General features: G+C 35.5%; 11 protein-coding genes. 6 read left to right on the forward strand and 5 right to left on the reverse strand.

All coding sequences use genetic code 11. The annotated features are described in order from the left end of the window. Positions 1 to 184: 184 nt before the first annotated feature. Positions 185 to 1,189 (reverse strand): PorP/SprF family type IX secretion system membrane protein, encoded by a 1,005-nt coding sequence (locus tag BLW28_RS01700; RefSeq protein WP_073213887.1) that lies wholly within the window; start codon positions 1,187 to 1,189, stop codon positions 185 to 187. Between the two features lie 365 nt (positions 1,190 to 1,554). Here BLW28_RS01700 and BLW28_RS01705 point away from each other — a divergent pair, with 365 nt between their 5' ends. The 6 genes from BLW28_RS01705 to BLW28_RS01730 all read left to right on the forward strand — a co-directional run bounded on the left by BLW28_RS01705 (position 1,555) and on the right by BLW28_RS01730 (position 7,544). Then, positions 1,555 to 2,460, forward strand: coding sequence for a NifU family protein (locus BLW28_RS01705; protein ID WP_073213890.1), 906 nt, complete (start codon positions 1,555 to 1,557; stop codon positions 2,458 to 2,460). A 110-nt stretch (positions 2,461 to 2,570) separates the two neighbouring features. Beyond that, positions 2,571 to 2,771 (forward strand): dodecin family protein, encoded by a 201-nt coding sequence (locus BLW28_RS01710; protein ID WP_073213894.1) that lies wholly within the window; start codon positions 2,571 to 2,573, stop codon positions 2,769 to 2,771. 71 nt (positions 2,772 to 2,842) lie between these two features. Further along, positions 2,843 to 4,960, forward strand: a complete 2,118-nt coding sequence (locus BLW28_RS01715) for a thioredoxin domain-containing protein (RefSeq protein ID WP_073213898.1) — start codon at positions 2,843 to 2,845, stop codon at positions 4,958 to 4,960. A 5-nt stretch (positions 4,961 to 4,965) separates the two neighbouring features. Next, positions 4,966 to 5,820: a mechanosensitive ion channel family protein gene (locus BLW28_RS01720; protein ID WP_073213901.1), complete on the forward strand. Its 855-nt coding sequence runs from the start codon at positions 4,966 to 4,968 to the stop codon at positions 5,818 to 5,820. 56 nt (positions 5,821 to 5,876) lie between these two features. Further along, a complete protein-coding gene (locus tag BLW28_RS01725; RefSeq protein WP_073213903.1) occupies positions 5,877 to 6,578 on the forward strand; it encodes a hypothetical protein in 702 nt (233 codons plus the stop codon). Between the two features lie 225 nt (positions 6,579 to 6,803). After that, positions 6,804 to 7,544 carry a hypothetical protein gene (locus BLW28_RS01730; RefSeq protein WP_073213906.1) on the forward strand — a complete coding sequence of 247 codons (741 nt, stop codon included), beginning with the start codon at positions 6,804 to 6,806 and terminating at the stop codon, positions 7,542 to 7,544. 4 nt (positions 7,545 to 7,548) lie between these two features. Here the strand turns inward: BLW28_RS01730 and tsaB are convergent, their stop codons facing one another. The 4 genes from tsaB to BLW28_RS01750 all read right to left on the reverse strand — a co-directional run bounded on the left by tsaB (position 7,549) and on the right by BLW28_RS01750 (position 12,128). Then, on the reverse strand, positions 7,549 to 8,208 hold the full coding sequence (tsaB, locus tag BLW28_RS01735; RefSeq protein ID WP_073213909.1) for a tRNA (adenosine(37)-N6)-threonylcarbamoyltransferase complex dimerization subunit type 1 TsaB: 660 nt from the start codon (positions 8,206 to 8,208) through the stop codon (positions 7,549 to 7,551). Between the two features lie 12 nt (positions 8,209 to 8,220). Further along, positions 8,221 to 9,477: an efflux RND transporter periplasmic adaptor subunit gene (locus tag BLW28_RS01740; protein WP_073213914.1), complete on the reverse strand. Its 1,257-nt coding sequence runs from the start codon at positions 9,475 to 9,477 to the stop codon at positions 8,221 to 8,223. A 2-nt stretch (positions 9,478 to 9,479) separates the two neighbouring features. Next, positions 9,480 to 10,811, reverse strand: coding sequence for a TolC family protein (locus tag BLW28_RS01745; RefSeq protein WP_073213918.1), 1,332 nt, complete (start codon positions 10,809 to 10,811; stop codon positions 9,480 to 9,482). Between the two features lie 162 nt (positions 10,812 to 10,973). Continuing rightward, positions 10,974 to 12,128, reverse strand: a complete 1,155-nt coding sequence (locus tag BLW28_RS01750; protein WP_073213920.1) for an efflux RND transporter periplasmic adaptor subunit — start codon at positions 12,126 to 12,128, stop codon at positions 10,974 to 10,976. Positions 12,129 to 12,169: the final 41 nt, after the last annotated feature.

The following is a 12,169-nucleotide window of genomic DNA, read 5'->3' on the forward strand; positions in this document are numbered from 1 at the left end:
CTCCATATTCAGAATAACTACACGTTTCAATATACTTTAAACTTAAGTACAAATTTGAAAGTATAAGCACAGCTACCTTTATGCAGCAAAAACACAGCATTAGAGTGTATTCAATAGAAAGAAGGTGTCGTTACTATAAGAAACGCTGCTACGAAAAGTTATTTCAGAAATAAGAAAACCTAATTTAATTAACTGCAGGACATTTACAGTCATACGGCTCTTTTCTGTCTCCTCCAGGGAAATCAAAACCGAGTGTAATTTGATGAAAGCCTCCACTTTCCATTGTAACATCTCCCGTTTGATGCGAGTAAGTATAAGCAAAAAGGAAGTTTGCGTAATTAATACCTACTACAGGAGAAAAATATTGAAGCTTTTGAACTTTTGAACCTTCTCCTTCAGAATATTCAGCTCCATCGAAGCTTCTTCTATACGATAATCCAGCCCAAACTTTTCCAGCATTCGTGTGTCTATATATTTTTCCGTTTAAATCTATCGCTTTTTCGCCAGTACGCTCAGTCATCTGAAAAAGAACAGACGGCTCAAAACTCCAGTTGGAACCATAACTACTTAGCGCATACGCACCAGAAATTAAATATCTACGCTGATTATTTGGCTCAAAATCTTCTGTGTAGATGGATCTATTTTGAAATATTATATTCTTTACGGTTAAGTGGGCAGAAAAATCGGAATAATTATACGACATTCCAGCATCGATATTAAAATAAGTAGAACTCTGCATAATTCCCGCAATAACAGGATCGTAATCTGATAAATCAAAATTCGTTTCGTCCAATTTAGACTGAACCAGACCAACACTTAAACCAAATGATAATTGGTTAAGTTCATCACTTTGGGTTGACAAATTAATATGGTGAGCATAGGTAACGTACCCTCCTGTTTGAGAATGAAATCCGTTTCTATCATTAAATATAATAAGTCCCATTCCAGAACGCGCTCCTAATCGCGCATTAAAACTACCTGTAAATAAATTTGGTGCATTTGTTTGATCAAACCACTGCTGCCTAGCCGTTAGCCTAAGTTGATTATGACTTGCTGCACCAGCCATTGAGGGATGTAAAAGGTACAAGTTGTCTGCAAAATAATCTGTATATACTGGAATTCCATCTTGAGAAAACCCTTGAAGGGAAGACAAAAAAAGTAGAATTAGGGAAAATCGTTTTATGCTCATAATTTCTCTTTATCAATTAAAAGTAATATACTTTTTGGAATTTGCCGCTTTACAGTGTAATTAATTAAAATAGCGTTAATTATAACCCTTTCCCCTACTGGCATCAAACGACACCCAATCATTATTCCTTCCCAAGAGAATCAAATTACAACTTGATTATTCCAAAAGTGCTCAAATATATAGATTTTTGCCGTTGATTGGCTAATGACAGCATCAATAAAATTACAATGTCGCATCAAACCTAAAAACAATTCAAGCACAAATTACAAAACAACAAATTGCATTTAGTCAAATTGGTTGTTTCAGTGCCAAATATATTGAATACATTGTTTTTCTTTTTATATTTTTGTAAAAAAAATAGCCCCGTGTCTCAATTTAACATAGAAATCTCCCGAACTTCCAATCCCGACATACTTAAATTCAACGCTGACTCCTTCATAACACAGTCATCTAGCCACGAATTCAAAAATATTGACGATGCGAAATCAAGTCCATTAGCACAAGAACTTTTTTACCTGCCTTTTGTAAAAACGGTTTATATTTCACAAAATTTCATCGCTATTGAAAAATTTGATATAGTCGCTTGGGAAGATGTACAAGAGGAGGTTGCAAATTCTATTTCAGAATACCTTAATTCGGGCAAACCAGCAGTTGTTGAAGCTCCCATTGCAAAAAAATCGCCAACAACGGTCTATGCCGAGAGCACGCCGAATCCGTCGGTAATGAAATTTGTTGCTAATAAAACATTAGTCAGCAAAGCGTACGAGTATAAAGATAGTTATGAAGCAGTGCAGTCACCCCTAGCCACAGCGCTGTTTAACTTCCCTTTCGTAAAAGAAGTTTTTTTTAATACCAACCATGTTTCGGTAATGAAGTTTGATGTTGTTGATTGGGCCGAAATAACAATGGAAATACGCGAGTTTATTCGAAAGTTCCTTGAAGACGGCAAAACAATCAATAAAGAAGACCTCAACAATAATGGTTCTGGAGATTCCTTCTCGGCTGTAAATAACGCCAAAAAAAATCGTTCGGAAATTGAAAATAAAATCAACGATATTCTAGTTGAATACGTTGAACCCGCAGTAGCAAAAGATGGCGGACAAATTGTTTTAGACTCATTTAACAAAGAAACTAAAACAGTTAAAGTTATGCTTAAAGGAGCTTGTAGCGGATGCCCTTCTTCTACCGTTACGCTTAAAAATGGAATAGAAACAATTTTAAAACAAATGCTTCCTGAACAAATTGAAAGTGTTGAAGCCATTAACGGATAAAATGCTCTTTTGGCGTAAAGTTTAGCCCAACTTAGATTTAACTTAATTTTCTGAAAATTAGCTTTTAATAATTGTATTTTGGAGTTTTAACCTTAAAAACCAAATAAATTATGGCAATAATTAAAGTAATCGAAATTTTAGCAAGCTCTAAAGAAAGCTGGGAAGATGCAACGAAACTTGCAGTAAAAGAAGCTTCAAAAACTGTGAAAAACATTCGATCAGTATATGTTAAAGAACAAAGTTGTGTTGTAGACAACGACCAAATTACTCAGTTTAGAGTAAACGTAAAAATTTCGTTTGAAGTAAAATAAATACCACAACGAATTTTAATAAATACGCTTTTGAGTCTTCAAAAGCGTATTTTTAATTTTCAAATTAGATAATGCGACAAATAGTAGTCTCTTTAATATTAATATCAATTTTCGGTTGTAATTCTTCAAATAACGAAAACTTGGAAACACACCCTTTCACCAACGATTTAATTCACGAGTCCAGCCCTTATCTGCTGCAACACGCCCATAACCCTGTAGATTGGAAACCATATAACGAAGCAACTCTTAAACAGGCAAAGCAGGAAAAAAAGTTAATGATAATAAGCGTGGGCTACTCTGCCTGCCATTGGTGTCATGTTATGGAGCACGAGAGCTTTGAAGACTCAACGGTAGCTGCGGTAATGAACAAACATTTTATTTCGGTAAAAGTAGATCGGGAAGAACGTCCAGATGTAGATCAAATCTATATAAATGCGGTGCAACTAATGACAGGAAGCGCAGGTTGGCCACTAAATGTTATTACACTACCCGATGGCCGCCCAGTTTGGGGTGGCACTTACTTCCGAAAAAATGATTGGATAAACGCCATAGAGCAAATTCAAGAAATTTACCGAGAAGAACCTGAAAAATTACTCGCTTATGCCAATCGGCTAGAAGAGGGTTTAAAAAGCATGGACTTGGTTCAATTGAATACAGAAGATGTAAATTTCAAAAAGTATCCTACTGAAGTTATCATTCAAAAAATGTCTCAAACATTTGACCACGAATATGGCGGAAATAAAGGAGCGCCAAAATTTATGATGCCCAACAACCTCGAGTTTTTATTACGACAAGCGGTTGACAATAATGATAAAAGCCTTTTAAATTTCACAACCCTTACACTAGACAAAATGGCCTACGGTGGTCTATATGACCAACTTGGCGGTGGCTTTGCTCGATATAGTGTTGACGAAAAATGGCACGTTCCTCACTTCGAGAAAATGCTATACGACAATGCCCAATTAGTAAGTTTGTATAGTAATGCTTATTCTGTTACTAAAAATCCGCTCTATAAGGATGTGGTTAAGGAAACCTTAGAATTTGTAAAACAAGAATTGACTAATTCTGAAGGTGGGTTTTATTCGGCCCTTGATGCCGACAGTAAAGACAAAAACGGCAAACTTGAGGAAGGCGCTTTCTATGTTTTTACTGAAGAAGAACTACAAAAGCTATTGAAAGATGATTTCGATATTTTTAAAGAGTATTATAATATAAATAATTACGGAAAGTGGGAAAACAATCAGTATGTACTCATTCGGAAGAAAACAGATTTAGAAATTGAAAAGGAATTTGGTATTTCTTCCGAAGCACTTCAGCAGAAGAAGGAAGATTGGAAACACATTCTAATTCCGTATCGCAATAAACGATCTAAACCAAGATTGGACGACAAAACACTAACTTCTTGGAATGGAATGATGTTGAAAGGATATGTAGATGCCTACAGAGTTTTCGGCGAAGAGGCATATCTTGAAACCGCCTTAAAAAACGCCCAGTTTATCGCAGAGAACCAATTACAGACCAACGGACAATTGTTTCATAACTACAAAGATGGCAAAAGCAGTATTAACGGATTTTTGGAAGACTACGCATTCGTTATAGAGGCATTTATAGATTTATATCAGGTTACTTTAGACGAAAAATGGCTCACGCTTTCAAAAACCATTGCCGATTATGCTTTAAATAACTTTTTCGATGAGGAAAAGCAAATGTTTTATTTTACTTCAAAAGCAGATCCAGCAATAGTGACTCGAAATTTTGATTACCGAGACAATGTTATTCCTGCTTCAAACTCTGTAATGGCCAAGAATCTTTTCGTGCTTTCAAAATATTTTGGAGAAAGCAATTTTTTTGGCGAAATTTCACATCAAATGTTAAAAAACGTTTTAGACGAAATAGACCATTACCCACGCGGATTTTCGAACTGGCTAAGCCTGCTATCAAATTATCAAAGCGATTTTTATGAAGTCGTCGTTGTAGGCAAAGATGCTCAAAAGCAAGTAAAAGAGCTAAATAAAAATTACCTTCCTAACATAATAATCGCAGGCAGCGAGCAAGAAAGCGAAAATCCCTTGTTTAAAAACAGATACGTAGCAGAGGAAACACTTATATATGTTTGCGTAAATAATGCATGCAAACTACCAATAAATAACACAGAAACAGTAATTAAAACCTTAAACAAAAAAGAATAGTTTTTATGGAAAAATTTAACGACTTAGACATTTACATTGAAAAATACGCACAAAAATTAATCGACTTTATTCCAAGTGTGATCGGAGCTGCCATCATGCTTCTGGTTGGAATTTATATTATAAAAATGGTTAACAGCGTTATTAAAAAGTTTTTTGATAGAAAAGATTATGATGTAACCCTAGAAAACTTTATTGCTAGTTTACTCAATTGGGGGTTAAAAATCTTACTTTTTATTTTGGTGGTTACGCAATTAGGCGTTGAAACCGCTTCATTAGTCGCTATGCTTGGAGCTTCAGCTATTGCTGTTGGTTTGGCATTACAAGGTTCCCTGGCAAACTTCGCTGGTGGCGTATTAATTTTGTTGTTAAAACCCTTTAAAGTTGGCGATTTTATAAGCGGGCAAGGTGTAGACGGAACAGTGAAAGAAATCTCAATTTTCAATACAAAATTAAATACCTTCGGAAATCAACTTGCTGTTATTCCCAACGGAAAGTTAAGTAACGATAAAATAATAAATTATTCTGTGGAAGGAATACGACGTGAAAATCTAACTTTTGGTATTGGTTATGATGATGATATAAAACAAGCCAAAGACATTTTAATTGAATTGGTTATGGAACAAGAACAAGTATTTAAAACCGAAGATAAAATGCCGATGGTTGCCGTTGCCGAATTAGGAGATAGTTCTGTAAACTTAACTTTGCGGTACTGGGCTACAAACGGCGACTTCTGGAATTTGCGTTGGTTAATTTTAGAAGAAGGAAAAGCAAGACTTGAAGGTGCTGGAATTTCGATACCCTATCCACAGCGCGACGTTCACCACTTCAATTTAGAAGACCTGAAGAGGGAAAAGGCATAGTTTATGCTTAATTTTGAACAACTTATATTAGTAAACAAACAATTAAATTTATCACGATGAAAAAGATATTATTAACAGGGCTGTTAATTTCTGCAACGCTTTCGGGTTTTTCACAGGCAGCCAATAGCGAATACGACGTGTATTCCCGAACTATAGACTTAAACCAAAAATCGTTGGCTTTCGGTTTAACTGAAGCAGAATTTGAGTCCATTAAAGATGAAGCTTACGCAAACCCAAGTTTTCTTGAAGGCAGTATTTTTCAAGGAGAGGAATTAGCAAAGACAGGTGTACCAATGCGCTACAACGCCTTTGCTGACGAAATTGAAATAAAAAAATCACCCTCAGCAGCAAACTATGGAGCTTTAGTAAAAGACCCAGAGATATTTGTTAAAATTGGCAGAGATATTTATGTGTTTATTCCCTTTGAAGGGAGTAACGAAAAAGGAGGTTATTTTAACGTTTTAAACGATGGAAAAACGTATGACCTATACAAGAAAACTACATCTGTCTTTAAAGATGCACGAAAAGCAACGTCAACTTACGGAAGAGACGTCCCTCCTTCGTTTTCAAAATCGGTAAAATACTATTTGGTACAAGACGGTACATTTTTGGAAATGCCAAGTGGTAAATCGAAAATCCTGAAGATGATGAAATCGAAAAAAGATGAAGTAAAATCGTTTATGAAAGAAAACAAAATTGATGTTGACAAGGAAGCTGATTTAGTAAAACTCGTTGCCTATTTCGATTCTTTGATTTAAATAAATTGGACAAATTTCAACTTATAAATACAAGCGACCGCTCTCTGGTCGCTTTTTTTGTGCGGATTTTTTAGAAGCATCAATAAACAACGATAATTATAATGCTATTCCAACATTCAAAGATGTAAGTTTTTTAGAGTACATTATTTTTAAACAATTTTTATTAGTGTTGTATATTACATTGTAAAACAGTACATTTAGCTTATAATTTTTTAAATCAACGACATGAAAAATATATTAATTTTCGTTTTAAGCGCGCTTTTTTCAATTCAAGGTTTTTCACAGAAAAATTTTGCACGAAAAGATGGAGGAGCCTCAGGTGCTGCAAATAGTAATTACGACCTCTTTTCAAGGACAATTGATATTAATCAAAAAGATATGAGTTTTGGCCTAACCAAAGCAGAATTTGATGCTATAAAGGACGATGCCTATCTAAACATCAAATTTATTCCTGGAAATATTTACCAAGATGAAAACCTTTTGAAAAGCAACGTTTTAATGCGTTATAACGCCTATGCTGATGAAATAGAAATAACCGAAAACGTTCAGAAAAAATCGAAATACGGCGCGTTAATGAAAGACCCTAGCATTTATGTGAAAATTGCAAACGATATTTTCGTTTTTATTCCTTATAACGATTCCAATGAAAAAGGAGGGTATTTCAATATTATTGCAGATGGGAAGAATTATGATTTATACAAGAAAACAACCTCAGTTTTTAAAGAACCACGAAAAGCAAAATCGTCTTACGATTCCGACACTCCGCCGTCTTTTGAGAAGACAACAAAATATTATTTAGTTGAAAACGGGGTGTTTTTTGAACTACCAAAAAGCCGATCTCGTATTTTAAAAGCAATGGACTTGAAGAAAAACGAAGTGAAAAAATACGTAAAAGAAAATAGTTTAGATGTTTTTAAAGAGGCTGATTTAATAAAAGTATTTATTTATTACGATTCACTTTTATAGTACATCAACCCAACATAAATTCTTTTAAATAGTAAGGTTCAAAATAAGCGACATTTTCAAGGTCGCTTATTTTATATTTAGATTCAGCCAAACTCACCATATCTTTTGCCGAAGGAAATTTGTCCTCTAAAAATATTGCATTTGAATTCTTACAAATTGCTTGAAGTTTAGCCGCTCCATCACCCAAGAAAACAGTTGTTTTTTGTCCTAAATAATCTGAAAATGAATTTTCGTTAATAATTTCAGCTTTTGTTTCCCGAATAATTTTCTTTTCTGAATCAAATACTGCGGAATATACTTCCATTCGGCGTGCATCGAGCAACGGAACAATGAAGCAATCTTCAATTTTAACCTGTTGTGCCAATAATTCTAAAGTTGGAACAGACAACAAAGGCACGCCTAGCGCAAAACAAAGCCCTTTAGCCGCAGAAACCCCAATCCGCAAGCCAGTGTAAGACCCGGGGCCTTTACTTATGGCAATTGCGCCTAAATTATTTTTATCGAGTTTGGCTTCATTTAAAACCTCTTCAATAAAAACGTGTAGTTTCTCAGAATGAGAATATTTATTAGTATTTTCTTCCCGAAAAGCAACAGTTTTTCCATCAATTGAAAGTGCAACCGAACAATTGGTTGTAGCCGTTTCAAGACATAATATTGTAGCCATTGTTGTATAGATTTATTCTTTTTCTTGAGATGCTACGTTCACCTTATCTCCAGGCTTCAAAAGCTTTGTAACCGTGTTATAAGGCCCAGTAATAACTGTTTCGCCTTCTTTTAAGCCAGAAGTTATCTCGATGTTCGAATCGTCTTGAACTCCAGTTTTTACCACTCTCAATTTTGCCTCATCGCCTTCCTTTACAAATACAGCTTCAAATTTTTCAGCAGTTGCTGTGTTGTTAGCAGCTCGCGAGCTTGTTGTATCTGTTTTAATAACAATTGAACTGATTGGAACCCCGATAATATTTTTCTTTCGATTTGTAATAATATCGACGGTTGCAGTCATTCCTGGCCTAAAGGGTGAATAGCTTTCCGGTTTCCCTTCGGTAAGATCTTTATAAGAATCGGGAAGTATTCGCACCTTTACTTTAAAGTTTGTTACTTGATCTGCACTCAGGGCACTTTCTGCACTGTTCGCTATTTCGGTAACTACCCCTTTGAATTCTCTTTTCAGGTAAGCATCCACTTCAACTTTTGTAGAATCGCCAACGGCAACTTTAACGATGTCGTTTTCGTTTACGTCTACTACCACTTCCATGTTTTGCAGATTGGCTACGCGAACAATTTCGGTTCCAGCCATTTGAGCAGTTCCAACCACACGTTCTCCTAATTCTACAGAAAGTTTTGAAATGGTGCCGCTCATGGGGGAATAAATAGTTGTTCTAGAAAGGTTATCTACAGATTGTTTTACATTGGCCGCAGCGCTTTGCACACTGTAATAAGCGGCTTTTTTATTGGCTTTTGCCATATCGTAGTCTGCGACAGATTTGTCCCATTCTGATTTGGATATCACGCCTTTTTCAAAAAGTATTTTATTTCGGTCAAAGTTGAGTCTTGCATTATTTTCGCTCGCTTCGGCTTGTGCCAATTGTGCCCTAACATTTTGAAGTCCAGCTTGCGATTGGCTAACTGCTGCTTGAATAAGGTCTGGATTTATTTTCACCAATAAGTCTCCTTTTTCAACCACTTGACCTTCGCGTAATGGCAACTCGATAATTTCTCCCGAAACTTCGGAAGAAAGTGCCAACTCGGTTTCAGGCTGAATTTTACCAGTAGCGGCCACAGTTTCGATAATATCTATTGGCTCTATTCTAGCTATTTCAACTTCTTTAAAATTGCTAGATTTACCATACCATCCTGCCTTTTTTCCGCCAATTAGCAAAACCAAGAGCAAGACAACACCAACAGAAATCCAAATAAGTGTTTTTTTCTTCATTATTAAAACTTTAATTCGCTTGCAGGAACACCGAAATATAGCTCCAAAACCTTCAATTTAAAAATATACTCAAATTTAGTTCGGTTTACTTCAATTTTAGAATTGTCGTAACGCAATTTTGATTGACTAAAATCGAATGCGTTTGTTAATCCTACATCGTAACGATCTTTTGCGTATTGGTATGCCAATTCTTGTGATTCTAAGGCAACAACAGCGGCATCATAGGCTTTTCGTGAGCCTTTTGCATCGACATAAGCTTGATACACATTTGATTCTAAATCGAGTTTGGCTTGCTCTAAAAGATATTCAGAATTTCGTAGGTTGATTTCATTTCGCCTTACATTACCACGAACCGTAAAGCCGTTAAACACTGGAATATTTAACTGCACTCCGTACCCAATTCCGTCGTTTAATGAAAGTTGCTCGATAAAAGTATGATTGAGCGGATCGTTGTTTGCATATCGCGTATTGTATCCAAAAAAGGCAGAAACAGTAGGGTAATAAGCTCCTTTAGCGATTTGAATATCTTTTTTAGCTAAACTTACACTTTGTTCTGCTATTTTAACTTCGGAGCGAGTTGCCTGTGCATTTTCAATTATTTCTTCAACTTCCAAAGCGGCAATGCCATCTTCAACAATATCATAATCTTCTTCTGCAATATCAAAATTTGAATAATCTTTAATCAATAATAACTGTGCTAGGCTTATTAATGAAATTCTCACAGTGTTTTCAGCAACTGCAATTCTTTGTTTTTCACTGGCATCTGTTGCTTGAATTTCTAGTAAATCTCCACGCGGAATAGCTCCAGCTTCAACCAAATCGCTAGTGCGTTGAAATTGTTCCTGAGTTACTTCATTCTGTGAACGCGCCACTTCTAAATTTGCTTTATTAAGAAGCACTTGTAAATATGAATTAGCAACCATTAGAGCAATATCATCTTTCATCTGATCTAAACGATATTGAGCAGAAAGCTTGGATAGTTTTGCACGTTGTAGCTGTCGAACGTTTCGAAGACCATCAAAAAGGTTTAAACCAACATTTATAGCACCTGACGCAGTACCAAAAGTCATATTTTCCAATTGGTTATTGGTTGGGTTTAAACTCAAACCAGTGTTTTTGGCACCATTTGCATTTGCATTTAGCGTTGGTAAAAAATTACCAACAGCTACCAATTTGTCGATGTCGGTGCTCTCAAGTTCTAATTCGCTTTGTTTAATAGAAATGTTGTTTTCCAAGGCGTGAGCGACACACTGTTCAAGAGTCCATTCCTTCGTTTGGGAGTAGAAGGTTTGGACGCTTATTAATAAAAAGAAAAGTATTACTGACTTTTTCATAAGTTTTTGGTTGTTTAATATGTCCTTTGCTAGAAGGTTATGTTACAAAAATTGTAGCGTTATTAAAGTGAATTATGTAAAGCTTGCCTTATTTGATAGTTCTCGTGACTTTTCGTTAGGCAATAAATTACATCTAAGCTAAACGCTAGCCTTTTATAATGTTTAATTTGTAGGTTGTTTTAGTTGATTCCAAACTTTAATGTTGTCATCTTTTGAAACGCCGCTTTTTACTTCAACATCTATCCCATCACTAATTCCGAGTTCTACTTCACGACGTTCAAATTTTTGATCTCCAATTTGGATTTCAACAAAAGGTTTTTGAGTTTTTGGGTCGTATTGAACCAAAGCTTCTTTTATTGTTAGCACGTTTTCAGCCTTTGCCAAGATGATAGAAGCATTTGCACTCAACCCTGCTCTAATAAAGGTTTGACTTGTGTCATTTTTTTTCATTGTACCTTTTATTTCAAACTGGATCGCGCTATTTTCACTAATTCCTTTTGGTGCGATATAATCTAATTCTGCTTGAAAAGTTTTATCAGGTAACGCTCCTACTGTAATTTCGAGTGGTAAGCCTTCTTTTATTTTACCCACTTCACTCTCGTCCACTTTTCCTTCAAAAATCATTTTATCCACGTCTGCAATTGTGGCAATAGTTGTACCGTCGTTAAAGTTATTCGCCTCGATTACTTGGTTTCCGGTTTTTACAGGAACATCGAGCACCATACCTGATACTGTTGCACGAATTTCGGTGTTGGCAGAAGCTCCCATTCCACTAGTAGTACCCGTTTTTACGATGTCGTAATTTTGGTTTGCAGACATAAGCGAAACCTCCTCTTGTTTAAGTCGTTGTTTAGATTGGTCATAACTCAATTGAGCGTTGTCAAATTCATTCGCCGAAATCACCCCTTTTTCGAACAATTCTTTTTGTCGATTGTAGATGCTTTTTTGATTTTCAAAAGCAAGTCGAGCTGTTTCCACCTGTGTGCGAATGCTGTTAATATTGTTTTTAGCGCTATTTAGAGACGAAACATTAGGAACAACTTTTACCTTAGCTATTAATTCGCCAGCCTTGATAACCTCACCAGCTTCTACATAGATTTCATCAATGATTCCTGAAATATTAGGTTTAATAAGCACTTCTTCCTTTGGCACAATACTTCCTGTAGCAACCGTTTTTTTAACAATAGTACCTACACTAGCTTGCTCTGTTGTATAAACAATAGGATTTTCTATATTTTTTGAATACAGCCAATACATCGAAACTGTAAAAAGTACAGCTATGGTTACGAGGATAATTATGGTTTTTGTTCTTTTCATTTGTTTAAAATATATAATTTAACGGCACTAGTCTTTTTAAT

The sequence above is a fragment of the Aequorivita viscosa genome, assembly GCF_900106795.1.
In the GTDB taxonomy this organism is placed as follows: Bacteria; Bacteroidota; Bacteroidia; order Flavobacteriales; family Flavobacteriaceae; genus Aequorivita; species Aequorivita viscosa.